Annotated in this window: 23 protein-coding genes and 1 pseudogene (1 of these 24 only partly in view); 19 read left to right on the top strand and 5 right to left on the bottom strand. The window is 34.3% G+C overall.

Translation table 11 applies throughout. The features are described 5' to 3' along the window. Positions 1–165, bottom strand: the 5' portion of a protein-coding gene (locus HS129_02250; GenBank protein ID MBE7410875.1) for a hypothetical protein. The gene continues 36 nt to the left of window position 1, outside the view; the window shows 165 of its 201 coding nt (coding positions 1–165); the start codon lies at positions 163–165; the stop codon falls past the left edge of the window. A 942-nt stretch (positions 166–1,107) separates the two neighbouring features. On the opposite strand from HS129_02250, the gene HS129_02255 reads away from it, so the two are divergent. From HS129_02255 to HS129_02265, 3 genes are all read left to right on the top strand, one after another. Further along, positions 1,108–1,545 carry a hypothetical protein gene (locus HS129_02255; protein ID MBE7410876.1) on the top strand — a complete coding sequence of 146 codons (438 nt, stop codon included), beginning with the start codon at positions 1,108–1,110 and terminating at the stop codon, positions 1,543–1,545. Between the two features lie 9 nt (positions 1,546–1,554). Continuing rightward, positions 1,555–1,899, top strand: a complete 345-nt coding sequence (locus HS129_02260; protein MBE7410877.1) for a hypothetical protein — start codon at positions 1,555–1,557, stop codon at positions 1,897–1,899. 528 nt (positions 1,900–2,427) lie between these two features. Next, on the top strand, positions 2,428–2,832 hold the full coding sequence (locus HS129_02265; protein MBE7410878.1) for a hypothetical protein: 405 nt from the start codon (positions 2,428–2,430) through the stop codon (positions 2,830–2,832). A 151-nt stretch (positions 2,833–2,983) separates the two neighbouring features. Here HS129_02265 and HS129_02270 read toward each other — a convergent pair whose 3' ends face one another. Together HS129_02270 and HS129_02275 are read right to left on the bottom strand one after the other, a co-directional pair. After that, positions 2,984–3,259: a CopG family transcriptional regulator gene (locus tag HS129_02270; GenBank protein MBE7410879.1), complete on the bottom strand. Its 276-nt coding sequence runs from the start codon at positions 3,257–3,259 to the stop codon at positions 2,984–2,986. Then, complete coding sequence (locus HS129_02275) at positions 3,234–3,506, bottom strand: BrnT family toxin (protein MBE7410880.1); 273 nt, start codon at positions 3,504–3,506, stop codon at positions 3,234–3,236. Before HS129_02275 ends, HS129_02270 begins: the two co-directional genes overlap by 26 nt. A 364-nt stretch (positions 3,507–3,870) precedes the next feature. Here HS129_02275 and HS129_02280 point away from each other — a divergent pair, with 364 nt between their 5' ends. The 3 genes and pseudogenes from HS129_02280 to HS129_02290 all read left to right on the top strand — a co-directional run bounded on the left by HS129_02280 (position 3,871) and on the right by HS129_02290 (position 6,561). Then, the gene (locus tag HS129_02280; protein ID MBE7410881.1) at positions 3,871–4,560 is read left to right on the top strand and encodes a hypothetical protein; all 690 of its coding nucleotides are present in this window, start codon (positions 3,871–3,873) and stop codon (positions 4,558–4,560) included. Positions 4,561–4,660: 100 nt separating this feature from the next. Continuing rightward, positions 4,661–4,975 carry a hypothetical protein gene (locus tag HS129_02285; protein ID MBE7410882.1) on the top strand — a complete coding sequence of 105 codons (315 nt, stop codon included), beginning with the start codon at positions 4,661–4,663 and terminating at the stop codon, positions 4,973–4,975. Positions 4,976–5,340: 365 nt separating this feature from the next. Then, a pseudogene (locus tag HS129_02290) lies at positions 5,341–6,561 on the top strand (type I restriction endonuclease subunit R). A gap of 70 nt (positions 6,562–6,631) precedes the next feature. Here the strand turns inward: HS129_02290 and HS129_02295 are convergent. Together HS129_02295 and HS129_02300 are read right to left on the bottom strand one after the other, a co-directional pair. After that, complete coding sequence (locus HS129_02295; GenBank protein ID MBE7410883.1) at positions 6,632–7,756, bottom strand: aminotransferase class V-fold PLP-dependent enzyme; 1,125 nt, start codon at positions 7,754–7,756, stop codon at positions 6,632–6,634. Further along, positions 7,753–8,925, bottom strand: coding sequence for a hypothetical protein (locus tag HS129_02300; protein MBE7410884.1), 1,173 nt, complete (start codon positions 8,923–8,925; stop codon positions 7,753–7,755). The genes HS129_02295 and HS129_02300 overlap by 4 nt, the downstream gene beginning before the upstream one ends. Before the next feature lie 120 nt (positions 8,926–9,045). Here HS129_02300 and HS129_02305 point away from each other — a divergent pair, with 120 nt between their 5' ends. The 13 genes from HS129_02305 (at position 9,046) to HS129_02365 (ending at position 25,447) form a co-directional block, all read left to right on the top strand. Continuing rightward, complete coding sequence (locus HS129_02305) at positions 9,046–11,049, top strand: tetratricopeptide repeat protein (protein ID MBE7410885.1); 2,004 nt, start codon at positions 9,046–9,048, stop codon at positions 11,047–11,049. Next, on the top strand, positions 11,046–11,837 hold the full coding sequence (locus HS129_02310; GenBank protein ID MBE7410886.1) for a hypothetical protein: 792 nt from the start codon (positions 11,046–11,048) through the stop codon (positions 11,835–11,837). The genes HS129_02305 and HS129_02310 overlap by 4 nt, the downstream gene beginning before the upstream one ends. Before the next feature lie 31 nt (positions 11,838–11,868). Then, complete coding sequence (locus tag HS129_02315; GenBank protein ID MBE7410887.1) at positions 11,869–12,891, top strand: alpha/beta hydrolase; 1,023 nt, start codon at positions 11,869–11,871, stop codon at positions 12,889–12,891. Positions 12,892–12,893: 2 nt separating this feature from the next. Further along, entirely contained in the window at positions 12,894–14,285 is a 1,392-nt protein-coding gene (locus HS129_02320; GenBank protein MBE7410888.1) for a TldD/PmbA family protein, read from the top strand. An 18-nt stretch (positions 14,286–14,303) separates the two neighbouring features. Further along, entirely contained in the window at positions 14,304–15,671 is a 1,368-nt protein-coding gene (locus HS129_02325; GenBank protein MBE7410889.1) for a TldD/PmbA family protein, read from the top strand. Then, positions 15,668–16,204, top strand: a complete 537-nt coding sequence (locus HS129_02330) for a DUF4416 family protein (protein MBE7410890.1) — start codon at positions 15,668–15,670, stop codon at positions 16,202–16,204. The genes HS129_02325 and HS129_02330 overlap by 4 nt, the downstream gene beginning before the upstream one ends. Further along, on the top strand, positions 16,191–16,754 hold the full coding sequence (locus tag HS129_02335) for a hypothetical protein (GenBank protein ID MBE7410891.1): 564 nt from the start codon (positions 16,191–16,193) through the stop codon (positions 16,752–16,754). Before HS129_02330 ends, HS129_02335 begins: the two co-directional genes overlap by 14 nt. A 77-nt stretch (positions 16,755–16,831) precedes the next feature. After that, positions 16,832–18,481, top strand: a complete 1,650-nt coding sequence (locus HS129_02340; protein ID MBE7410892.1) for a 2,3-bisphosphoglycerate-independent phosphoglycerate mutase — start codon at positions 16,832–16,834, stop codon at positions 18,479–18,481. Positions 18,482–18,491: 10 nt separating this feature from the next. Continuing rightward, positions 18,492–18,779, top strand: a complete 288-nt coding sequence (locus HS129_02345) for a hypothetical protein (GenBank protein MBE7410893.1) — start codon at positions 18,492–18,494, stop codon at positions 18,777–18,779. Positions 18,780–18,837: 58 nt separating this feature from the next. After that, positions 18,838–20,544: a DEAD/DEAH box helicase gene (locus HS129_02350; GenBank protein ID MBE7410894.1), complete on the top strand. Its 1,707-nt coding sequence runs from the start codon at positions 18,838–18,840 to the stop codon at positions 20,542–20,544. Between the two features lie 17 nt (positions 20,545–20,561). Beyond that, positions 20,562–21,782, top strand: a complete 1,221-nt coding sequence (locus tag HS129_02355) for a pyridoxal phosphate-dependent aminotransferase (protein MBE7410895.1) — start codon at positions 20,562–20,564, stop codon at positions 21,780–21,782. 114 nt (positions 21,783–21,896) lie between these two features. Beyond that, positions 21,897–22,520, top strand: a complete 624-nt coding sequence (locus tag HS129_02360) for an ABC transporter substrate-binding protein (protein MBE7410896.1) — start codon at positions 21,897–21,899, stop codon at positions 22,518–22,520. Then, positions 22,520–25,447 (top strand): MMPL family transporter, encoded by a 2,928-nt coding sequence (locus HS129_02365; GenBank protein ID MBE7410897.1) that lies wholly within the window; start codon positions 22,520–22,522, stop codon positions 25,445–25,447. Before HS129_02360 ends, HS129_02365 begins: the two co-directional genes overlap by 1 nt. Positions 25,448–25,450: the final 3 nt, after the last annotated feature.

Here is a 25,450-nt window from a genome sequence, read left to right on the forward strand (position 1 = left end):
GAGACACCCGAGCATGGATATCTGCAGTTTTTCCATGTAGGCGAATCGTTTATGCATAGAATCATTCAATAGCTGAAACCTTTTATCTGTTTCTGCAAAACCGAATTTCATCTGCTCGATGAGCATCTGAAAACGCTTTTCAGATTCAGCGAAACCAAATTGCATTCGTTTTTCAGTCTCAGAGAACCCGTAATCCATCCTCTCAGCGAGGAATTTGAAAATGCTGTTCGCTAATAATAGCAGGTAAAAAATATTTCAATAGAAACAGATTTTCTGAAAAAGAATTTTAAAAAATGCGTAATTTTATAAAAAAAAATTAGATTTCATAAAAATATCAGAACTATTGAAGGTGATTTCGGAAATAATTTACTGCTTATTGCAGGCAGACCTCCACCTTTCAAAAAACCATAATTATTTAGAATTATTGTAACTTCTGAATAGTTATATCCCCAAAAGGATATGCTATTTTTGGATAATCCATTTTTTCTAACATTCATATAGTAATTTTATAATATCGTATTAAGAAATATCCTATATTGGGATATTTTGTTTAACTGAATTTTGCAGAATCCCAATCATGGTAAATGTTGATTATTCGTTTATGGAAAATTGGACTTTGTCTTGAGCATGTTTGAAAGTATAAATTCTCCAACCAAGAATCTTTTAGACCTTTCATTCATGCTCAGGATAATGCAAAAATTCTAAAAAATTATTAAGGAGATAATAATGGAAGAATTATTTAAATTTTTAGGAGCGATTACAGTCATCATTACAATTGTTGGTTAGTCGAAGCCAGCTGCAGTAATTCTGTGGAATGCAGAAAAAACTAGAAAAAATGTCTTAAAATACTTTGGTATTCCTTCACTTGTATTTGGAATATTAGGAGTAATATTTCAAGATAATAGCAATATTGGAAAAGCAGAACGCGCTATTATCAAACATGAATATGCTTATGCTTTTAGTCTTATCTCCAAAATTGAAAATAGTGACCCAAATATTTCAAAAGCAACAAAAATTAAAGATGAAATATTATTAAAAGCCTTTGATTTTTATAAAGATAAATTAATCGCTGGAGCAAGTAAAAATGGTGATGGCTCTGCTTGCATTATGGGTAAATATGTAAGACATCTTAAAGATATTGAAGATATTTATGGAAAAACATATCCAAAATATGTTGAGTTTTTAAAAGAAAATAAAATAGTCGATTTAAATAAAGCAGAATGTTACAAAACAGATTCGAAAAGTGTGAATGACAGTTCGAGCGTCACGATAACATCCTCAAAATGTAATCTTACAAGTGAAATTACGACTGTTTACTACGTTACAATAAAAAATAATTCTGGGGCAACTATAAAAGATATAACTGTATGCTGTGATTGGTACGCTCCGAGTGGAACTCATATTGATTCAAGTTGTGATACTTTATATGATTCAATCGCAAGCGGGGCTTCCAAAAATTTTCATTTTGATAGCTTAACTCATAGCCAAGCGAAACAGTATTCTTGTTCAGTAAAAACTCGTTTTGGTGGCAAAGGATATAACTAGGTCAATAATATGAATTTCGACCAAATTTTGAGTCTTTCAAATGCTATAGTAAGCCTTTTAGCAGGAGGCTCAATTGGTTGGATAGTTAGATTGTATGCAGAAAAAACCTTTTTAGAAAATGCAAAAATTAAAAAGGAATTGTTTTTTGTTTATCGTCAACTTCTTTTCTGGAAAAATTATGAAGATACTATTACTACAGAATTTCCTGAAATAATGAATAATCTAAGTCCAACAATTTTAGGAAGAAATCGTCAATTTCGATCCTTAGTACGAAACAGGCATACAGATGTAAGTAGTGTGCATTTGAGGTCAATTTATTCCATTAGACAAAGGTTGGAAGATTTATCTAAATAGAATAAGTATTTTAGAAAATGCCTCTCTTAGAGACAGGCGTTTTGTTAATTATTCATCACCCTTCTTTTATTCGAATGAATATTTTCTCCCTAAGAAACTCCGCAGTCCTGCTTTTCCAAGCCCGGATTGTAATTTAAAATATCGAAATCCGTGCGTTAGGCGCTCGCTAATATAGGAATGTGTTCGTGCGAAAAATGCAAAATTGGATGAATTGAAGCAATAAATTTCTTCGGTATCAAATCCCAGTCTCAATAAAATTTCAATAATTACATGAAAAGTTACAATTAGAATCGAAATGCGCAATATAAGGAGATTTTGTGAACCTGAAAAAACTTGACAATCCGGAAAATTTGGGATAAGTTGTGTACATCGTGAGGTAAGCCGTGCAGACAAAAGTAAAGAAAAAAACGAAAATTTTAAATATTCCGAAAAGTAAAAATAAGAAGAAATCCTCAAAAGGGAATCTTGTTTCTGAATATAAACAAAAGTCAGAAAAGGTTTTAACTGACAAGGAAATAGATAAACTTCTTGGAACAAAATAAAAAAGTAATTCTCGACAAAGACTCTTTCTTATTATACAAAAAAGGGAAATTTGAATTGTTAGATGAGATCGTTTTTTATATACCAATGGTTGCAGTTTCAGAACTTTTCTATATTGCAGGGGAAAAAGATATTTCGATATTCAAAATCAGGGATTTTTTGAAAGGTGTTCAAATCTTGGATTTAAGCATGGAAACTGCATTGATTTATTCTGATATCCGAAAATATTATTCAGCGAAAGAAAAATCAAATAGTAAGCTTTATAGAGACAATCTCTATTATCTGGCATCCCTTGCCATTGAGTATGGTTATAATCTGGTTGTATCAAAAGAAAATTATAACGTATTAAAAAAGTATCATCATGACGATCTTGTTCTGGTGAAAGCGGCTTGAGATAAGAAATATTTTTCCAGACTCCATCAATCCTGCTTTTCAAACTCAAATTGAATTTTAAAATATCTCAAAATCCGTGCGTTAGGCGCTCTCCAAAATGGGAATTTGTTCTGTGAAAAATTCTAAATTGGAATACCTATAAACACGGCAATCACTTTCCTGATTGAACATTCCGGTGTTTGCTTCTCTTTGGGAATTCATGTGAATGAAGGGAGTCAATTTTGTCAGCAATCCACATCTTTACTAACGACTGCCGTGCTATGCCGAGAATTTTCGATTCTTTATCAAGAGCATTGACCATCCATTTTGGAAAGTCCACATTTACGCGGACGATACCCGTGTCTAAATCGAAATAATCGATAACACTTTTTCCGGCATCAAACCTTTCTTCAAGATTTGCTTTAGTTGTTTTCTGCGATTTTTTCATACAATTTTTTTTCCTCCATTCTTGATCTTCTTACTGAAATCAGGCGAACGATGCCTTTTCTTTCTGTGATAATTGCAGTCCAGAATTTTTTATCTAAAAGTCCTATGACCAATTTTCGCTGTTCATCAATATATTTTGATGGAATTACGGCAATGAGGTTATTCCATAGATTCTTTGCTTCTTCAAAATCAATACCGTGTTTTTCTTTATTTAACTTACTCTTTGTTAAATCATACTCAAACTTCATGATATAGAATATATACCATTATTATACCTTATTGTCAATAATAATTATTTACTATTCTAATGAGTTTTTTCAAATCGAATAATTTTGGTTTTAAAAAAAAATATTAATCTATTTCGCTGGAAAGTCTCAAAAAAAATCAATTATTACCTGAAAAGTTACAATTAGAAACGAAATGCGCAATATAAGGAGATTTTGTGAACCTGAAAAAACTTGACAATCCGGAAAATTTTTCGGAACTCTCACAAGACTTGAACAAACCGAATCCGGCATTCCGGGCTATATCTGGAAAATCACCGGTTATCACACGCGAGACCAACACTCCAAACTCGCCGCAACATTTCACTCATGGGACAAACGCCCGAAAATGCTCTACGGCACACGCACAACCGAAGCCCATCCCGGCGAAGACTATAACTGCCGATGTTGGGCAGAACCTGCCTTCGGAGACGAACCGGACACCAAACCCTGGAAGGACGAGTGGACTGCTACTGGCTCCGAGCAAAGTCTGAGTGCCGGAGCATCCGATGTTTTTAACAATCAAGCCACAGGAAGTTTTAAGTCTTCAATTAAAGATATATTTTCTTCTATTGACAGTGCTCACGGATTCAAAAAAAATATCGATGTGGTTCCAATTAATGAATACAGAGACTACTCAGGTACAGGTGGAACTTTGGGCTACCATCCTTTGACCAAAAACCCTGTCTTTATCGAAATCAATAAACATCCGGTTCACAAGGATTTTCTTGAATTGAATACCGCCCATGAAATAGGGCATTTTGTTGATCTCGAAGTTTTGGGAAACAAAGGCTCTTTTTATTCGGAAACGCCTTTTATGAGTGAATTTTTTCTGGCGATAGAAGAAACAAACCCTGTCCAAAAATTAAGAGAGGCTCTAAGAACTGGACTATTCAGAAATGATTTATTGCGACAGGATAGAAGAAATCATATCCGTTATTTGCTCAACAAACAGGAGTTATGGGCAAGGGCATATTCTCAATATATTGGAACGAAAAGCAAAAATAAAAAAATCCTCGACGGGGTCAAAAAACATTAGCGAAGGATAATTTAGACGGACTTTCCCAATGGGAGGAAGAGGACTTCAAGAAACTGATTTCCATCATCGATAATATTTTTGAAAGGGAGGGGCTTTTAAAATGACAAGCGAACAGATTTCCGCAATGGAAGAGATCAAAAAAATATTTAAGAAATACAAAACAGGCCCTAATGAAAAATGTTTTATGACAAAATCGTTTAGGGGTAAGGTAAAGGAAACAGACCGTCAAAGAGTTCAGGAATTGTTGCCCCTCCTCGATGCAGGTCTTCCCAAAGAACTTGATGATTTTATTGAATTAAATTACTCTGGATCAGTTTGGGGAGGTCCGGATTTAATCGCCGTCGATGACGATGGGAATGAACTACCCTATAAATTCGACGATGGAAGTGAACTTCAATATAAATTCGAGAGATAAATATCGGAAAATTTGACATTGGCGGAATAGGGAGATGGTGTAAAGTTTTGGATATGAAAATAAAAGTAAACAAGGCTGAATATCCGGTTATAATTTTAGAAGAATACAACATCAAATCTAACCATACCGATTTGGATATTCAACAGTTAAAAATAGAATTTACCGTTTACGAAAAAACCGACAAGCAAGCGCTGTCTGATATTCTTTCCGAAAAGCTCATTACAATAATAAATGGAAATGGCTCGACAAAAAAATATTCCATTCTGCATAGCAGTTATAGCAACTCATCGACCGATAGTCACAAATCGCAAAAATACAAATTAGAGCTCCGGGAAATAGAGAATCTTTCTCTGGATGTCTTGAATATCGATAGTATTGAATTTCAGCCGTATTTCTATGAAGAAAGTTTTAAAGATGGATTACAAATCTTCTCTAAAATCAAAACAGATAAGAAAGGGTTTGATTTTATCAATGAAAAGAAATTTTCTTCTGAATTGGAGCATTATCATGGTTTAATACAAGCCTTTTCACGAACCAATAGAATTTATGATGCAACAAAGACATTCGGAAATGTTGTTACATTCAGAGATTTAGAAAAAGCAACAATTGATGCCATTACGCTTTTCGGAGATAGCAATACGAAAAATGTAGTTCTTGAAAAGAGCTATAAAGAATATTTGGAGGACTTTACGGACATTGCTACAGGTGAAGCACGTAGGGGTTATGTGGAAGTTGTAAAAGAGTTAAATGAAAAGTTTCCTGACCCAGATGCGATTGCAACGGAGAAAGACAAAAAAGAATTTGCAAAACTGTTCGGAGAATATTTGAGAGTAGAAAAAAAACTCCAGAATTACGATGAATTTAATAACCTGAAAGCACTTCAAGGCATTGACATAAACAATCTCGAAGCAGTTGAAGAATTTAAAAAAGCTCATTTTGTAACAGATGAGGATATTGCTGCAATGCAAAAAATTGAATTGCTCAAAGAAAGGACAGTTCATGATTACCGTTCAACTTATAATGATATACGAGACTGGTTAAGACGGGAGAAGAGTGGGGCAGCATCTGAAGACTCAAACATTGATTGGGACGATGTAGTTTTTGAAATAGACTTATTAAAAACGCAGGAAATAAACCTTGATTACATTCTTGAATTAATATTTGAGCACAACAAAAAGAAAAAAGACAAAGCCACTCTAATTGAAGAAATACGCAGAGTTATTCGTGCAAGCGTTGGAAACAGAGCCAAAGAAAGTTTAGTAGTTGATTTCATCAATGAAACCGACTTGGACACGCTTCAAGACAAAGCAAATGTTATTGATTCATTCTTCGTCTATGCTCAAAGCAAACAGAAAGCAGAAGCAATAGAATTAATTGCAGAAGAAAATTTAAATGAAGAAGCTGCCAAGCGATACATAACTACTTCCTTAAAGCGAGAATATGCCAGTGAGAATGGAACAGAATTGAATGCTCTTTTACCGAAAATGAGTCCTTTAAACCCTCAGTATTTGACCAAAAAGCAGCGTGTGTTTCAAAAGTTAGTTTCGTTTGTAGAGAAGTTTAAAGGAGTAGGAGGACAATTATAAAACGAAATTGGTAAAAAAAGTTTTCTCTCAGATACGTTAATAGTATTAGAAACCTATTCGTAAGAATAGATTACTTTAATTTAAGGATAACTTCTTTTATTCTATTAATAAGAAGTTCAACATCATCTTCGGTAGTGAATAATCCCGAAGAAATTCTAATTGCAGAAAGTGCTTCTTGTTTTGAATATCCCATTGCCAAAAGATTTTCAGAGGGAGTGCGAGTTCTGGATTTGCAAGAAGAGCCATTCGATAGAATTATATTTTTTTCAGTAAGTCCGATCATTAGAAAGTCAATATCGGTATCCGGTAAAATTGCAAAAGTTGTGGAAGACAGTCTCTCGGAATTTTCCCCTACGATTATTGCACCAAGATTTTTTAATTCGATTTCAATTTTCTTTTGGAAGTTTCTTAACCTTTGATTTTTTTCTTGGAGGCGGAGTAATTGAAACTCGGATGCTTTCTGAAATGCGATTATACTTTGTAAATTTTCTGTTCCGGCTCTAAACCCATTTTCTTGATTACCGCCATGAAATATTGAAAAATCTTTTTTTTGAATAAGGTTAGGTTCTATGTAAGCAAGGGAAGTTCCCATTCCTGCTCCAATTTTGTGTCCTGAAAAACTAAAACCGGATAGAAAAGTAAAATCTATCTCAATTTTTCCGAATGCTTGGATTAAGTCTGTGAATAAAAATGTATTAAATTGATTTACTAAACCGATTATGCTTTCAATAGGTTGAATTACACCGGTCTCATTGGAAGTATAAATTATAAATAGAGGTAAGTTTTGTTTTTTTAGTTGAGTTTCTAAATCGTTTAGGTCGATTTTTCCAGATTTATCTGTTTGTAACCGAATTGTTTCAAATCCGAAAAAATCCAAAGCTGCATAAACTGAAGGGTGCTCAAAAGGAGAAGTAAGTATCTTTTTTTGTTTTAAAGTTTTGGATAAGGCGCTTACAAGAAGATAATTTGATTCTGTACCTGTAGAGTTAAAAACAAAACCGGAAGATTTTTTCTTTGTTATTTCTGCAAAATAATTTCTTGCGTTTTCAATTTTGGATTGAGAATTAAGAGAAAATTTTGTTATCCCTGAAGGGTTGTAATAACTTTGAAGATATTCTTGCAACGATTCTGTTAAAACTTCTTTGATTGGAGCATGAGTTGCGTTGTTATCAAAATACACTATTTTAGAATTCATTCTAAACCTTCATCAGCTTCTTGAGTTCTATTTAACATTCTGAGGATTCTTCTTTTTGCATAAAGATATTCATCCAACAATTCAAAATCCCTCAAGCCTCCATCTCTACCATCAATATTTCTTAATTGAGATTCGAGAGAATAAATTACAGATAGTGCTTGGCGAAAATCTTTTTTTTGATAGTAGGATTTTGCAATCATAAGTGTAGATTTAAACCTATGTAAAATCATAAGTCTGACTTTCGCAGTACTAGCTTCCTTTAAATTTTGAAAATTGGAAGATGCTTTGAATTCAAGAATTGCATTATTGTAGTAGTTCGTATTTTCTTTTGCAATTTCATAAAAAAGAAGTCCTCTTAAAAAGTGAAATCTGTTCTCTTCCCATTCTGAGCCACTGCTGAAATAAATTAATTTTTCTAATATAGATAAAGCTTCAATCGGAGAATTTTTTGTTAGCTTCATATTGGAAATAAGATAAGTCATGCTGTATAAAAAATCATTTGGTGGTAGTTCTGGAATTTTAGAGTTTTTTATCTCTGCCCAAACTATGGACAATTGTTGCTTTTCTGTAAGGCTGTTTAGTGCATCTGTATCTTTAGAAATTTTTTCCAATATATAATTTTCTGAATTTTTTATATGGGTAGAATATGCTAATAAGTTATCAGAGGGGCGACAAATTGCAAGTGCAACAGGCTCTATTTTTTTTGCTGCGATAACTTCTGGTCCTGAAATATTTAACGCTCTTTTGTAGTAGTCTAAAGCCTTAGCCACTTTCTCAAAATTTTCATTCCAATAATTTTTGGGATCTATGCTTGTAGGGAGACTTTTTCTAATATTTCCGACTCCTTTTTGAGATTTTTCTTTGTCGGCTGACCACCTTGTTGATCTATCGAGCCAAGTAGGCTCATAAAAAACACTATCGAGATTGGAAAGAGAAGAATAAAAATTGCAAGACTCTTTCATCAGATCTAAATCAATATCCGATTTTGCGTTATCTCCTTTTTCAATAAAGTTTTTCATAGCTTTAGGTGAATAAGAATTCGGACTGGACCAGAGTGCGTACTTTGCATAGATCCAATCTTTATAATATAGGATAAGTGGGGCACATACAATCCAGATTATGATTACAAAGATTATGTATTTTAGATTTTCTTTAAATAATTTTTTCAATTCTTTTTACGCCGGTCCAATTTATCCCAATAAAGTTTTTCTCTGAAAATGGAAAATCTTTTAAATAATTGTTCGACCTGTAGAGTGGTCGAGTCCAAGTTAGTAAAGGAAGTAATATTTTTGAAAAATCAAGCATATAAATTTATTATAATCGGTTTTTTTCTTTTTCCGGTAATGGTATTTTCCAAAGAACAGAAAAAAAACTGTACATATACTTCAATTTCTGGAGAGGTTTTTTCTGTCTATCCAGAATACTTTCTTTCTTTAGCTATAAGCGAGCAGACTGCTATTTTCCACCATAATACTCGAAAAACCCCATCAGCAAAAACATCAAGTTATAGCAAATCTTTGGAGTATTACGAAAAGTATTTTCAATGCTTGAATCAAAATGGTAAAACTCCAAACCCGACTTCATTCTACCTGAAGTCGTTGAATTACTTTGAGCTTAGGGATTTTCCTTCAGCTTTGAAAGAAATCGAAACGGTTATTGAAATTTCACCTAAATTCCGGGATGCCTATTTTTTAAAGTCTAGGATATTTATTCGTCAGGAAAGGTTGAAAGAAGCGTCTGAATTTCTTGAAAGGAATATTTCTATGTTCCCTGAAGATTCCGATATGCTTTTTCTTCTCGGATCGTTATTTTCTGAATTGGGAAACCAACCTAAGGCAATTTTGTACCATAGTTCTCTACTCGATTCGATTGAAAAAAGAGAGGGAGAAGCTCGGTACAAGACAGTGGTTTTAAAATCTTTAGGAGAGAATTACAACAAGTCCGATCAAATAAGAAAAGCTCTTTTTTACTACAGAAATTTGTTACGGTATGAGCCATTCGATACAGATGTGCGTTACAAGGTAGCACAAATTTTAAATAGCCTTGGAGAATTTGGTGGGTCTAAAAGAGAATTGCAAACTATTTTAAAATCTAACCCCGGTAATTTACACGTGGAGCTACTTCTTGGGGAGATGTACTTTATTGAAAGCAGAGTGAATGCGTATTCCTATTTTGACAAATTGGATTCTGAAAATAAACTCCCTGCCAAGTCTCTTATGGAAAATTTGCATTTCGTTCTCACAGGGAAATATTTTCTGGCAGAAAAATTCTTTTTAGATTATTTGAGTAAAAATCCGATGAGGCTTTCTGCAAGATTAGCACTCGTTGAAATTTATAAAAGAACAAAGAAATTTTCAGAGTTGTCTTTAGAGTTAAAAAAGACCGCAGAACTTGCTTTTTCAATTAAGCAATACGTTTTAGCAAGCGAGTTGATTGAAGAGCTGGTACAGTTATGGAAAAAAAATCCTGATCTGAAAGGAGACTTTGCGCGCGCTTATGATTTTTTAGCAAGTTGTTATGAAGAGTCTCTCTCTCCCAATAGAGCCATTGTGTCTTCCAGAAAAGCAATTGAGCTTGCGGGGAATAGTATTGAATCAGAAAATTTCAAATTGCACCTTGCTTACATATTAAGGCTTCCCAATGTCAGAAAATACCAAGAGTCCATAGAAATAATACGAGAGGTAATTCAATTAAACCCGGATAGTGCCTATGCAAATTTTTTACTGGGGTTAAACTATTTGGGCTTAGAAAAGTATAAAGAAAGTATTCATGCTTTGACAAACGCATTTGCTTTAGAGTCAAAAAATTCACTATATGTTTTTTATAGAGGGACAGCTTACGATAAAAAAGGAGATTTACCTAACGCCCTGACCGATTTGCAAAAAGCTATTGAACTCGATCCGAATAATTCCAACGCTCACAATTATCTTGGTTATCTTTATCTTGAAAAAAATATGGAAGTAGATAAAGCCTTTCGATTGATTTTAAGAGCGGTCGAGTTGGAGCCTGACAACGGAGCTTTTCAAGACAGCCTTGGATGGGTGTATTTTAAATTGAACCGATTGGATGATGCAATCCACCACCTAAACTTAGCTTTACAATTGATGGCAGATAGAAATGATACTGACCCTGTTGTATTTGATCATCTTGGCGATGTGTATTTCAAAAAAAATGAAATCCTGCTCGCTATGAATTTTTGGGAGAAGGCTATTCCTTTGATTCTGGATAAAAAAGAAAAAAAAAGAGTACAAGTAAAAATTGATAAAGCCAAAACAATCAAGGTAATTCAATGATAAAAAAAATTTTCATCTATGCAACAATACTTTCTTTCATTTGGAGTTGTCAGACGACAGAAAAAATCGAGGACATAGACTTTCTTTCTGTGCGTCAGGGGAAATACTATCCATACAATAATAAAAAATCCAAAGAGCTTATTAGTATAGCTGAAAATTTAGACAAAGAATCAATATCTTATTCCGGTGATTTTACTATTAAGATTGTGACCGGATCCAAAGTGAAAGAAATTTTGAATTTAGAAGGTAAAGTATATTTTAGTAAGCCATTGAATAAAATTAAAATACTTCTATCCGATGCGTTTTTTGGTTTAACTTTTGCAAAGGTAATTTCGGATAGAGATAAAATTGAAATTCGATCTTCTGGCTCTTCTAATATCCATTATCAACCTATGGATGATATTAGTTTGGTGGATCCCAAAACTAAGAAAACTACCGTAGTTCCATTCCCGATTATTTTTTATTCTTTGACTTCGAGTTTTATAGAAGATTTTCAAAAGAACAAAAGTTATTTTAGTCCTGAAGAAAGTAGGGTATTGGTGAAAAGGGGAGCAGACGAATATCAGTACGTTTTTGATGGTGGGAAATTAGAATCTTTGGAGTTTTATTCCAAGTCAAAAAATATGAAAGCAATTGCAGTTATGAAAGAAAATATTATTCATCCTCCTCGAAAACTCATCACTAAGGTGACAAATTTAAAAACAGATGAAGAAACCAATCTTATCTCAATTCAATTTAAAAGTTTAAAAAGAGGAATTGATATTCCTGAATCTGTTTTTCGTTTTTAATGAATTTGCCTGAATTGGATTTTCAATTGTTATGAATGACAAATTTCCTAAATTCACTCCAAGAAAATATCTTTCTAATGGGCATGCACAGACCATTGTCAATATCGTATTTCCACCAAAAAATACTTTAAGAGAAAATTATCTTTTTGAAGATATTTTAATAGATACGTTAGACGATACAGGTGATATTTTATGGTTGGAGCATAATTTCCCTCTCGAATCGTTTCAAGAGCATTCACTTGCCTTCAATGGATATTATATTATTTTGTTGCATGGCATGGAAGGAACAACGGAAAGCCACTATATGATTACCTTGACTAAGGCTGCCTTAGAAAAGGGGTTTGGGGTGATTCGTGTCAACTTACGTGGTTGCGGTCGAGGAGAGGGGTATTCTCACAAGGCATACCACGCAGGTAAGACTGAGGACTTAGAGGCAATAGAAAACTTTGTTTATAAAAATATAACTAAAAAATTTATATTTTGTGGTTATTCTCTTTCTGCAAATATGGTGCTGAAACATTTCGGAGAGAATAAAAAAATTAGAGCGAGTTATTTTTCTGCAGTTTCTCCTCCCTTGGATTTAAAATCTTCTTGCGAATACATTGATTCTAAAGAAGCCAAATTTTACAGAGATCATTTTTTGGCAGGGGTAAGAAAAAAAATCCGAAGTGGTGTTTATAAAATGTCCCCTGTAATGATGAAATCTGCGTTTTCTGCAAAGACAATGTTCGATTTCGACGACTGGGTGTCTGCTCCTTTCCATGGATTTAAGGGAGCCTTAGATTATTATAAAAAATCATCCTCTAAAAATTTTATTTATAATATAAAAAAAAGGGGAATAGTGATACACGCTGATGACGATCCTATAGTCCCTTCCTATAACTACCATAGTATTCAATGGAAAAAAATTCCAAATATTACGAGCATCCTGACTGTGGGTGGGGGACATGTTGGCTTTATTTCAAGCAAGTCAAACCAAATACCGGATGGGCGTTGGGCTGATAAAATTATTCTAGATTATTTTTTAAGACAAATAGAAGAGGACGAAGACTAATAATGAGAGAATTTTTGAAAAGCTGTTTAGAAAACGAAAATGAATTTGTTGAGTTGCGCTTCCACAAAAAAGAATCTTTTAGTGTGTCTGCCGAAAAAGGGAGAGTCGAAAAAAGCTCTCTAAAAAAAAGAATGGGAGTCGGTGTAAGGGTATTGGCTAATGGAACTTGGGGGTTTTCTTCTACAAGTGAGCTAACATTAGAGTCAGTTAAAAAAGCAATCGCAATAGCCAAAAATAGCGCTAAAGCATCTTCAAAAATCAGAAAAGAAAAAATTCAAAGTTTACCGAGAGCGAATTTTGCAATAGGAGATTTTGTAGTAAAAGGAGTAGAAGAGGCTCGCTCTCATTCTTTGGATAAAAAAATTGAGCTTGTACTAAAGACAGCCGAATCTACTAGATTGCTTTCACCTAAACTACAGAGCGTTGCTTGTGGATATTCTGAAAGTTTTGAAGAAAAATCAATTGTAACTACAGATGGTGCAGATGTTTCTATATCACTCGTAAGACCTGAGTTTAGAGTCAATTCGATAGCCATAAAAAATGGAGAAATGCAATCCGGATCAGAATCCATTGGCGTAACCGGTGGCTGGGATTGTTTGTTTAAAGAAAAAAAACCAGAAGAGTTTGGAGAGTTAGCTTCTAAAACAGCAATCGACTTATTGGATAGCGAGTCTCCAATTAGTGGAGACTCAGTTGTAATTTTGTCTCCATCTATCGTAGGGCTATTAGTTCACGAAGCAATAGGACACACAGTGGAGGCAGACTTTGTTTTAGCGGGGAGCATTGCATCAGGAAAAATAGGGACAAGAGTAGGCTCTGATTTAATTACTTTGTGCGATAGCGGGTATTCTGAATATGCAGATGGTGCAGGAGGTACTATTCCTGTTGACGACGAGGGCGTGTTAACTAAAAAAACTGTAATCATAAAAAATGGAATACTGGAATCGTATCTCCACAATAGAGAGACAGCTCATAGATTTGGAGTAGAGCCTACAGGTTCAGCACGAGCCTGGGAGTATTCTGATCTTCCACTGATTAGAATGAGAAATACTTATCTTGAGCCGGGTGAGTCGAGTTTAGAAGAAATGATCAGAGAAACGAAAGAAGGGTATTTTTTAGAAGGTCCAAAAAATGGTCAAGCAGATTCAACGGGTGAGTTTATGTTTGGAGTACAAAAAGCCTATAAAATTGAAAACGGTAAAATAACAAAACTATTTAAGGGAGTAACTGTATCCGGGATTGCATTCGATGTTTTGTCAAAAACAGATCGGGTTTCAAAAGAATTCAAGTGGGATTTGGGGGCAGGGTATTGTGGAAAAGGGCAACCCGCTAAGGTAGATGCCGGTGGACCTTATATCCGCACTTGTGTTAAACTCGGAGGCAGACTCAAGTAGTTATTTTACAAATACAATATGAATAAAAAAGAATTAGAAAAAAAGTTAGAAAATACGAAAGATCGTGTAGAGAGTGTTTTATCTAAGTCGAAGCAAAACGGAATTTCTCAAGTAGAAATCTATGTATATTTTTCAGAATCCGGTGAAGTCAGTTTAGAGAAAAATGATATTCACGCATCTAACTTTTCGGAAGAGACCAACTTTGGAGTTAGGGTTATCGAAAACTATTGCGAAGGTTTTGCTGCAACCAACGATCCTGATTCCCTATACGAGTCCATTTTACAGGCAAAAACTTTGGCTATTTCTCAAAATACTCCCGACACCGACTTAGAACTTCCGAATCCATTGCCTGTGGTGCCAATCGACGGTTTATACGATGAGACGTTAGACGATATTGATTTGGAAGAAATTTTACAACTTGCTTCTATGTGTCTTGAGTTAAGAAATGCAAGTTATGAAAATGTAAATCTTGATAGTGGTCGATTTTCTTTTTACAAAGCATTTAAGCATGTCGCCTCTACAAAGGGAATTTCTCAATCTGAAATCAGTGGAGCTATTACGGCGAATTATATGGGAATGGCGGTTTTGGGTGACGACATTGGCAGCTTTGATTACGATAGTTGTGAATCTCGAAACCTATCTGATTTTCAAAAAATATTGCAAATAAACTACTCGGAATTTTTAGAAAGGTGCATGGGGTTTCTTGGCTCCAAAAAGATAGAAAGTTTTAGAGGAAATATACTCATTCCTCCTGAAAGTATTTTTTCTTTTTTAGGTGATGTAATTGGCTCGATGACTGCGGGCATGATTCGCAAAGGAAAAAGTAAATTGAAAGACAAGCTCGGAAAAAAAGTATTTTCATCTCTTCTTTCAGTGGTAGAGGAGCCAAGAATTTCAGGATTTGCAGGGAGTACTGCTTTTGATAGAGAAGGAATCCCTACAATTCCAAAAGAAGTGATTGCAGAGGGAATCGTTAAAAATTTTTTCTACAATCACTACGAGGCAAAAAAAGCTGGATTGAAAGGCTCTGGGGGAAATGCAGTAGGTGGATCGTCTGCTCCTCCATCGTGTGGTCCAAGACAATTGCAGGTTTCGGCAGGGAAAACTGCGTTAGGCGACATACTAAAACCAACTCAAGCAACAATTCAAATCGGTAGAATATCCGGGTCGAGTGATATTTCTTCGGGAGAATTTTCAGGTGTAGTGAAGGGAGGATATTTTTTGAAAGGTACGGAAAAATTTCCTGTAAAAGAATTAACAGTATCAGGAAATATCTATGATGCTTTAGAGCGTATTTCTCATGTTAGTAAAGAAAGAAAACTAATCCACTCTTCCTCGTATCGCCCTCATATCGTAATAGAAGGCATGGATATAACAGGAAAATGAATCGAATTGAGCTTCAAAATAGTGAGTCACTCACTCGAGCAAAATCTTCGATATTTTTTACTGTTATTTCCTTTAATGAAGATAAGATATATTTTGAGGTAAAAAAAGATTTAGAAAAATACTTTTTAGAATCTTCTTACGAAAGTACCCAGATGCCAAAATGGATATTGCAGAAAGGAGAAAAAGGGGATGTGGGAAATAATACAAAAATTTTATCTTTTAGAAGAAAAATCAATAGAGAAGAGCTTCCTTATGTAAAAAAGAAGTGTTTGAAAATCTGTGAAAAATTTATTAAAAAGGACAATTCTCTAAAAATTATTCCGGGGTATCTTTCCGAGCAAAATACAATTATAGCTTCTTCTTTTGATGATCTGCATAGAGTGTATATTTTTCACGGGGTGTATGCAGAAATTGTATATGTTTATGAAGCAGGGAAATTTGTATACCAAACACATTCCCCTCAATTTTTTTCAACCAAAGAATCTATATATTTTTTTAAGAATTTAAGGGAGTCGATCCATGATAACAAATAAATTGAGTATAGCTTTAGTGATTTTGGGATTCTTTACTTTTTGTAGAGAAAACTTCCAACCAAAGGAATTGAATATACAAGAGGTAATTCTTTGTGATAATTTTCGCTCGGATGGTACTTGTTTGGAAAAAAAAGAAAAAAACCATACCTATGAAATTTTAATTCCAGCTACACAAAAAATAGATTCTTGGGAAAAGTTGGGAAACTTTTTGTATTTTCATGCGAGAGAAACTCCGGGTTTCTTACTGAAATTTAACAGAAGATTTACGGTGAGCGAAAAAATCAGACTAAAAAATTCATATCGATCCATTTTTCGTTTTTCGGGAATTGAAGGTAAGGTAGAAGGCTTAGAAATAGGGGATGATTGGATAGGCTCTTTTCAATACCTTGGAAGTATGCTAAAAGAAAGGCAAAGGGCTTTAAAATTAGAAAAATCCTACCCTGATTTAAAAACCTTGTTCCCTGCGGACTTAAAGTATACGTATAAATCAGAGCTTTTTACGGGAGAAATTGAAACTAAGATTAGTTTAGTGATTAAATTTACAAAATAGTTAGGTTATGGGCTTTAAGTCTGCTACTAAGGACTTTTTTTTCTTTTCATAATTTTGACTGAATTTACTCTTAATCTATGAAATTAAAAAAGAAATTTGATTTTGAAAAACCAATTCAAAAAGTTCTACTCATAATTTTGGACGGGGTAGGGTATTCCCCAAAAGGAAAGGAGTTTGGAAACGCAGTGGCGGGAGCTAAACTACCTACACTAAATTCTCTTTGGAGCCAATTCCCTACTGTTTTATTAAAAGCACACGGTAAGGCAGTCGGTATGCCTTCTGACGAAGATATGGGAAATTCTGAGGTAGGGCATAACGTACTTGGTTGTGGAAGGGTGTTCGACCAAGGGGCTAAGTTAGTTTCAAATGCAATTCACTCCGGTACACTTTTTTTATCAGATACATGGAATCTACTTACTGAAAACTCTAGAAAGAATAATTCCACATTTCACTTCATAGGTTTATTGTCTGACGGAAATGTTCATAGTCACATAGACCACTTAAAAGAAATGCTTATTGGCTTAAAAAAAGCCGGTGTGAAAAAATCTAGAATTCATATTCTTTTAGACGGTAGAGATGTTCCGGAAAGCTCTGCATTAGAATATGTTTTGCCTTTTGAAAAATTTTTAAGTGAGCTAAATAATTCTGAATTTGATGCGAGGATCGCATCCGGTGGGGGGAGGATGACGATCACAATGGATAGGTATGAGGCAGACTGGAGTATGGTAGAAAGAGGTTGGAAAATCCATGTACTCGGAGAAGGCAGAAAGTTTTACAGTGCAGAAGAAGCAATTGAAACTTTTCGCAAAGAGGGTGAGAAAGTAATCGATCAGTACCTACCCGGTTTTGTAGTCAGTGATAAAAATGGAAACGCACTTGGAAAAATACAAGACAAGGACAGTGTTGTTTATTTTAATTTTAGAGGGGACAGGGCAATAGAGATTTGTAGAGCTTTTACCGAAAAAGATTTTACAAAGTTTGATAGAATTGAATTTCCGAAAGTTGAATTTGCAGGAATGATGCAGTATGACGGTGATTTAAAAATTCCGGAGAAATTTTTAGTTACACCACCACTGATAGACAGAACTATGGGAGAGTATTTTGCGAGTAACGGAGTGAGGCAATACGCTATTTCCGAAACACAAAAATACGGACACGTGACTTATTTCTGGAATGGAAACAGGAGCGGTCATTTTAATGAGAAATTAGAAGATTATGAGGAAATCCCTTCGGACATTATTTCATTCGATAAAAAGCCATATATGAAAGCAAAAGAAATTACGGATGCGTTAGTTGCAGCCCTAAGATCTGATAAATTTGATTTTTTGCGAGTCAATTATCCAAACGGAGACATGGTCGGGCATACAGGAAATTTTCAAGCCACCATGGATAGCCTTGAATTTTTAGACTCTTGCATCGGCAGACTTGTTCAAGAGTGCGAGAAAACTGGAACGTCTCTTTTGATTACTGCCGACCACGGGAATTCCGATGAGATGTACCAATTAGATAAAAAAGGAAACGTAGTTTTGTCTAACGGGAATCCAGTTGCAAAAACAAGCCATACATTAAACCCTGTTCGTCTAACTCTTATAGACAAGAAGAATAGATGGAGTTTGCATAGTGACCCTGAAAATGGACTTGCCAATATTGCATCTACGATTATGGAGATTATGGGGTTTGAGCCTCCAAGTGACTACGCTAAATCATTATTACAAAGTAAGGTATAGGGAAACAAATATGACTATGGAAAAAATTTCAGAAAAAATTCCAAACTACAACGGGAATCGAATCATCACAGGAGTATTGAGCGAAGGAAATGAAATCAATTTACTGTTTGATTTGCCTGAGTTAAAAGAAGATGAGTTAAAAGATTTTTCAACCGGTTTTATTTATAAATTAAATTCATTTAAAACATTGAAAAATTTTTCGGAAAACTATGTTTATAGAAACACAAAAAGCCACGATGCGAGAGAGGCAGGAAAATATTTACAAAGAGGACAAAACATTCGTCGCTGGATAGTCTAAATTTTGAGCTTGACAAAATCACCTTTTTTTTCAGGCTTGGCAAAAAGGCGGATTATAAATGAGTAAACCTCTGATTGTGCAAAGTGATAAGACTATGCTTTTGGAAGTGGATAACCCTGAGTTTGAAGATTGCCGATCCATGATTTCTAAATTTGCAGAGCTTGAAAAAAGTCCGGAGTATTTGCATACCTATAGAATTTCTCCTTTGTCTTTGTGGAATGCAGCTTCTATTCGGATGACTGCCGATGAAATTATTGAGTCATTAGAAAAATTTGCCAGATACTCAGTCCCTAAAAATGTAATTAATGAAATTAAAGAGCAAATAGGCAGATACGGTAAGGTCAAGCTCGTAAAAGAAGACAACGGAGACTTAGTTATTATTTCCAATGAGCCCGGATTCTTGCAAGAGATTAGTAACCATCGCGCAATACAGCCTTTTATCCAAGAAAGGATGAAAGACGATAAGATCCTTGTGAAAAAAGAATATCGAGGCCATATCAAACAGGCTTTGATTAAAATCGGATTTCCTGTAGAAGACCTTGCCGGATACGATGAAGGAAATAAATACGGATTCAATCTAAAACCGGTTACTATTGGCGGAAGAAATTTTGGAATGCGAGATTACCAGAGAGCCTCTGTAGAAGTATTTCACGCTGGTGGAAGAAACGAGGGAGGTTCTGGGGTAGTCGTACTTCCTTGTGGTGCAGGCAAGACAATAGTAGGGATCGGAGTAATGCAAATCATCGGTGCAGAAACTTTGATTTTGGTAACAAACACATTGTCTATTCGTCAATGGAAAAATGAAATCTTAGATAAGACAGATATTCCCGAAAGTGATATAGGGGAGTATTCTGGAGAGACAAAAGAGATTAAACCTATTACAATTGCTACGTATAATATTTTAACACATAGAAAAAAGAAAGGCTCTGATTTTACGCACTTCCATATATTCAGCGCAAATAATTGGGGTTTAATTGTGTACGATGAGGTGCATCTTTTGCCTGCACCAGTTTTTCGTATGACATCTGAACTACAGGCAAAGAGAAGGCTTGGGCTGACTGCAACTCTTGTTAGAGAAGATGGATTGGAAGAAGACGTGTTTAGCTTGATCGGTCCAAAAAAATACGACGTTCCATGGAAAGAGTTAGAAAATAAATCTTGGATCGCAGAGGCAAAGTGTATTGAGATTCGAGTTTCCATGGAAGAAGAATTGAGATTAAAATATTCGGTTGCAGACGACAGAGAAAAGTTTCGCTTGGCCTCAGAGAATCCAGATAAAATGAAAGCTATCGAAAAAATTTTACAGAAGCACAGTGAGTCAAATATTTTAATCATTGGTCAATACATCAACCAATTAGAAGCTATTGCAGATAAATTTAAAATTCCTTTGATTACCGGAAAAACTCCGCTTAGTGAAAGGCAAGAATTGTACGACGCATTTAGAACAGGAAAGATTAGAACCTTAGTAGTCAGTAAAGTGGCAAACTTTTCCATTGACTTGCCGGATGCAAATATTGCAATTCAAGTTTCAGGTACATTCGGGTCAAGACAAGAAGAAGCTCAAAGACTTGGAAGAATTTTACGTCCAAAGCAAAACGACAACACTGCGGTTTTTTATTCACTGATATCCAGAGATTCGAGTGAAGAAAGATTCGGACAAAACCGACAACTCTTTTTAACAGAGCAAGGGTATGAATACGAGATTTATACTTTTGAACAATTTTGTGAATCTTTAGAGCCGGAAAAAGTTTTAGCAACAGTATAAATGAATAGGATAAAAAAATGTTATTACAAGCCAATAGACTAAATTTAGTAGAGCCTTCACCAACACTCGCGATTACCGCAAAAGCAAACGCACTAAAAGCAGAGGGAAAAGATATTGTCGGGTTTGGAGCAGGAGAGCCTGATTTTGACACTCCTGTTCATATCAAAGAGGCTGCAAAAAAAGCAATCGATTCAGGAAAGACAAAATACACTCCAGTGTCTGGTACTGTGAGCTTAAAAGATGCAATTATTACAAAGTTTCAAAGAGAAAACCAATTAAAGTACGATCGTAAAAATATTATTGTAGGGGCAGGCGGAAAGCAAGTTATTTATAATTTCTTTATGGCAGTCCTAAACCCAAAAGACGAGGTAATCATTCCTTCGCCTTATTGGGTTAGCTATCCCGATATAGTAAAGATTGCAGAGGGGACTCCGGTTCTTGTGGAAACAAAGTCAGAAAATAATTTTCAGATCTCCCCGGAGCAGTTGAAAAAAGCAATTACTCCAAAAACAAAAGTATTTATTTTTAACTCTCCTTCAAATCCGACAGGCGCAGGCTATTCAAAAAAAGATTTAGAAGCGTTATGCGATATACTTATAAGTAAAGATATTTTAATACTCAGTGATGATATTTACGAAAATTTAATTTATGACGATTTTCAATTTACAAATCCTGCAATGCTCTCCGAAGAATTGAAAGAAAAAACATTCATAGCCAATTGTGTGTCCAAAGCCTATTCTATGACCGGGTGGAGAATTGGTTATGGAGCCGGCAACCCTACGATAATAAAAAATATGGATACCATTCAAGGGCAGTCAACGTCAAACGCATGCTCTATTGCACAGTATGCTGCAGAAGAAGCACTCAAAGGGGATCAGTCCTGTATTAAAGAAATGCTCATAGCTTTTGACGATAGACGTAAAAAAATTGTGAACTCACTCAATAATATTTCTGAAGTAAATTGCAAGACCCCACAAGGTGCTTTTTATGTATTCCCTGAAATAAAAAAAGTCTATGAATTGCCCGGATTCCAAAAATTATTAACAGGCTCTAACGAATCCTCAAAAAGCTCTCTGTTTTGTAGTTATCTTTTGGAGAAGTATGAAGTGGCTGCAGTCCCGGGAATTGCTTTTGGAGACGACAATTACATACGATTGTCTTATGCATTAGGGCAAGAAGCTATTGATAAGGGAGTATCGAGAATAGCAAAAATGATTTCTGATTTGAAATCCAATTGAATTATAATTTAATTAAAATTCAATTTCTTTCATTCTCATTATTCTTGACTTCAAAAAGAAATAACTTCTTACTGTATTTAATATTTTATAAAATAAAAACGTGAGGTCTTAACATTGAAAGTTTTCTTTATTTACTTTTTGCAAATTTTTCTATCCGTATCCATTTCTATTTACGCAGAGCCACCAAAAGAAGAAGTTAAAAAATCGGATTCGTCAGAACCACAGAAACAAGCAGAAGAACAAAAAGAAGCTATGTCACTTGAAGACAACGCACTCTCTTCTGTAAAAAAAATGATTGGTTTTATTCGTTACAAGAAAAATAATAAGGCAATTGAGTTTGTAGATACCCACCAATTTGCAAAAAATCTTTTGAAAAACCATTTTGATTCCCTTAGCTCTTCCGATAAAAAAGAATTTGAAAATGCATTGAAAGAATATATTATTAATAAATCGTTTCCAATCGCTTTAAAATATTTCGATAAAGTGGACATTAATTATGAAAAACCAGTTATCAAAGGAGAAGAGGCAGTTATCGGATCTTCCGTTCTTTACCAAGGTTCCGAAAAGGTTGCATTTTCTTGGGTACTTACTGAAAATAACGGAAAGTTTTTAATTAGCGACTTTATTACAGAGGGAAAAAGGGTTTCTGAAGTAAACAGAACAAAACAAATTGAGCCAATGTATAAAAAGAAAGGCATAAAAGAAGTGATTTCCATTTTAAAGAAGATTTCCAAATAATGAAAAAAATATTATCCAAATTTTGTGATCTAATACTCATTCGACCATTTATTTCTCTTTTAGTTTTAATTTGCATTACAACTATTTCTGTGTATTTAGCAACAAAACTAACAATCAATTCCAATCAGATTGATCTACTTCCGGAAAATTACCCGGAAGTTGTAAAAGCAAAAAAAGTAATTGAGATGATCGGTGGAAATGGATTTTATATTATTGTACTAAAATTCAACGATGAGTACAAAAAAGAATTTCACTTAAAAAATGCCTATATGGCAAAAAGTAAAGGAAAACTCGAAGAATATAAAAATGAATTAAAACTCGCAGAGGAAGAGAAAAACAAATTTTCTTCTTATTACAAAGCAAAAGAATTGTTACTAAAAAAATACGCAGATATACTAAATGCGAGACTCTTAAAAGAAAAAGACGTTAGGTACATCTCTTACCGCTATGACACCAGTTTTATAAAAGAAAGACTTCCTTTGTTTATTTTGCCTGAAGATATTTATGAGTCTGGAAAAAGAGTAAAGAAAAAAATAGATCTTGAAATCGAAAAACTCAATCCATTCTATATCCAACTTACTAAGGAAGAATACAATCCGGATTTTACGGATATACTTACGAAGTACCAAAAACTCGCTAAAAGAGATATTTTTGACGAGTACAATATCTCTCCAGATAAAGGAATGCTATTACTGCTCGTAAAGCCCACGGGAATTTTTACGGATATCGGCTTTATTCGAGAATTTGATGCCAAGGTTCAATCTATAATTAAAGAAATGAATATAGAGTCAGAGGGAATCAAGGTAGGCTATACCGGCACGTATAAATTGAATCTCGATGACTACGACAGTCTTATGAATGCCTTAAAGCCTGTATCTTTTGCTTCTCTACTTGGGATAACTATTTTACTTTTAATCTTTTTTAGAAATCCGGTATTTATTTTTACACTTGTTCTTTCTTTAGTAACAGGTGTGATCCTAACCTTTGGAGTCACCTATATCGTAATTGGTAGGTTAAATACTATCACCAGTATTATGGCCGCTATTTTGATGGGGCTTGGAATAGATTATGGAATTCAATTTTTATATAGGTTTCGTGAGGAGTTTACGAAAAGCGATGATTTTTTATTTTCCGTAAAAGAAACTATTTATCATACAGGAATTGCTTCTCTAAGCTCGGCTTTGACTACAACCTCAGCTTTTGTAGTATTGATGTTTTCTGAATTTAGGGGGTTTAGTGAATTTGGATTGATTGCCTGTTATGGAATTTTTCTTATTGCACTATCCATGTATTTTGTAACTGCTCTACAAATTGCAATTCTATTGAAAATATTCCCAAAATTAAAAACAATAATTATTTTAAAAGAAAAGGAGAAAACTATATCTCCATTTTTATTTAGAATTTATGGTCGTCCTGCGATTATACTTTTAGTAAGTATTCTTTCCATAGTTGCTATTGGTTATTTTGCTTTTGATGTAAAATTCAATTATAGTGGAAGAGATTTATTATTGGAAAACCAAGAGTCCTTGCTTTTATACGATGAGATTGGAGACAGGTTTGATATATCGAGCGATCCTCAAGCGATAGTTTTGGATACCTTGGAAGACTCAGAAGCTGTGTTTGATTATTTCACTCCAGTGCCGAAAGAAATGGCAAATTCTGTAGATCAAGTTGTATCCATTTGGAATTTTGTACCACCGTATTCTCAGCAAAAAGAAAATATAAAAAGTTTGCACAAGATAAATAAAGATATAAAAAGAGTGAAGCCTGCTTTTTTAAAACCTCATCAAAGAAAATACCTCCCTGTAGTAAAAAAATATATGAATGTCAAGCAATTTTCTATTGAAGATGTTCCTAAAGTCTTTTACAATCAGTTTAGAGAAGTGCCAACCAGTAAAGAAAAAGGATTTATGATTTTTATTTATCCTAAGATCGCACTTTGGCATGGTAAAGATCTTTTAAATTTTTATTCATTTGTTTCCAAGTTTCAATTTCCAGTGATTAGCAAAAGAACATTGAATACTCTTTTGTATGTTGAAAATGGAGAGAAAGTAAGCTCTAAATTTATACCGATTAAAGAAAATTTTGATAAAGAAGAAGAAGGAAAAATTCTACAAGCGCTGAATACCTTCTCGCAAGAAAAATTTGAAAGAGTCGGAATTCTTCCAGGAACTTCTAAATTTATTGTAGAGAAAAGACCTTTTAAGTCATTAGAGGAAGTTCGAAAATTAACAAAGAAGGCAAATACATCGGGGAGCGTAATCCTGTTTGCGAGACTTGCAAAAATTGTACAGTCAGAAGGGTTCACTACATTTTTTGCCACCTTGATTTTAGTCACTGTTATTCTTGTGATTTTCTTCAGGGGACTTCTTCCTGCCGTTATTTCCCTATTCCCGTTGATCATCGGAATAGGAGTAATGCTTGGAATTATGGGCTTGTCGGGTCAGAAAATCAACTTCATGAACATACTTGTGTTTCCTATTGTAATAGGTTATGGAATACAAAATGGCATTTATATTTTTTACAGATTTAAAGAAGAGAAAGATATTTCTGTTGCGATTTCTAAAGTAGGTCCCGCAATCACGGCTTCCACTTTGACTACTCTTGTAGGTTGGGGAGTGCTTCTCATTGCAGAGCATAGAGGTCTTCACTCTTTGGGCTTAGTTGCTTGCATTGGAATAGGTTCTTCTTTGATTGTAGCCTTTACTTTGTATCCGTCTTTACTTTCGATTGTATATTCCAATAAAAAATTTGCAGATATTGAAAAAGAGCACCCGCTTTGGGAGACTACTGAAAAGACTGTTCTTGAAGAAAGCTCAGAAGTTCAATCTACTTCTATTGTAAATAAAAATATTGAAAACAAAATCAAAACTAAAAAGAAAAAATTACCTCAAGCAAAAAAGAAGGGATTGAAAAAGAAGAAATAGACT

This window comes from Leptospiraceae bacterium (assembly GCA_015075105.1).
GTDB lineage: Bacteria > Spirochaetota > Leptospiria > Leptospirales > Leptospiraceae > JABWCC01.

What these genes read in the sequence shown, in the direction of transcription:
- HS129_02280 (MBE7410881.1), top strand. Translation starts at nt 3,871, where the DNA reads ATGCTCTACGGCACACGCACAACCGAAGCCCATCCCGGCGAAGACTAT.
- HS129_02285 (MBE7410882.1), top strand. Translation starts at nt 4,661, where the DNA reads ATGACAAGCGAACAGATTTCCGCAATGGAAGAGATCAAAAAAATATTT.
- HS129_02345 (MBE7410893.1), top strand. Translation starts at nt 18,492, where the DNA reads ATGACTATGGAAAAAATTTCAGAAAAAATTCCAAACTACAACGGGAAT.
- HS129_02335 (MBE7410891.1), top strand. Translation starts at nt 16,191, where the DNA reads ATGATAACAAATAAATTGAGTATAGCTTTAGTGATTTTGGGATTCTTT.
- HS129_02315 (MBE7410887.1), top strand. Translation starts at nt 11,869, where the DNA reads ATGAATGACAAATTTCCTAAATTCACTCCAAGAAAATATCTTTCTAAT.
- HS129_02260 (MBE7410877.1), top strand. Translation starts at nt 1,555, where the DNA reads ATGAATTTCGACCAAATTTTGAGTCTTTCAAATGCTATAGTAAGCCTT.
- HS129_02270 (MBE7410879.1), bottom strand. Translation starts at nt 3,259, where the DNA reads ATGAAAAAATCGCAGAAAACAACTAAAGCAAATCTTGAAGAAAGGTTT.
- HS129_02325 (MBE7410889.1), top strand. Translation starts at nt 14,304, where the DNA reads ATGAATAAAAAAGAATTAGAAAAAAAGTTAGAAAATACGAAAGATCGT.
- HS129_02275 (MBE7410880.1), bottom strand. Translation starts at nt 3,506, where the DNA reads ATGAAGTTTGAGTATGATTTAACAAAGAGTAAGTTAAATAAAGAAAAA.
- HS129_02255 (MBE7410876.1), top strand. Translation starts at nt 1,108, where the DNA reads ATGGGTAAATATGTAAGACATCTTAAAGATATTGAAGATATTTATGGA.
- HS129_02320 (MBE7410888.1), top strand. Translation starts at nt 12,894, where the DNA reads ATGAGAGAATTTTTGAAAAGCTGTTTAGAAAACGAAAATGAATTTGTT.
- HS129_02350 (MBE7410894.1), top strand. Translation starts at nt 18,838, where the DNA reads ATGAGTAAACCTCTGATTGTGCAAAGTGATAAGACTATGCTTTTGGAA.
- HS129_02310 (MBE7410886.1), top strand. Translation starts at nt 11,046, where the DNA reads ATGATAAAAAAAATTTTCATCTATGCAACAATACTTTCTTTCATTTGG.
- HS129_02295 (MBE7410883.1), bottom strand. Translation starts at nt 7,756, where the DNA reads ATGAATTCTAAAATAGTGTATTTTGATAACAACGCAACTCATGCTCCA.
- HS129_02340 (MBE7410892.1), top strand. Translation starts at nt 16,832, where the DNA reads ATGAAATTAAAAAAGAAATTTGATTTTGAAAAACCAATTCAAAAAGTT.
- HS129_02355 (MBE7410895.1), top strand. Translation starts at nt 20,562, where the DNA reads ATGTTATTACAAGCCAATAGACTAAATTTAGTAGAGCCTTCACCAACA.
- HS129_02330 (MBE7410890.1), top strand. Translation starts at nt 15,668, where the DNA reads ATGAATCGAATTGAGCTTCAAAATAGTGAGTCACTCACTCGAGCAAAA.
- HS129_02365 (MBE7410897.1), top strand. Translation starts at nt 22,520, where the DNA reads ATGAAAAAAATATTATCCAAATTTTGTGATCTAATACTCATTCGACCA.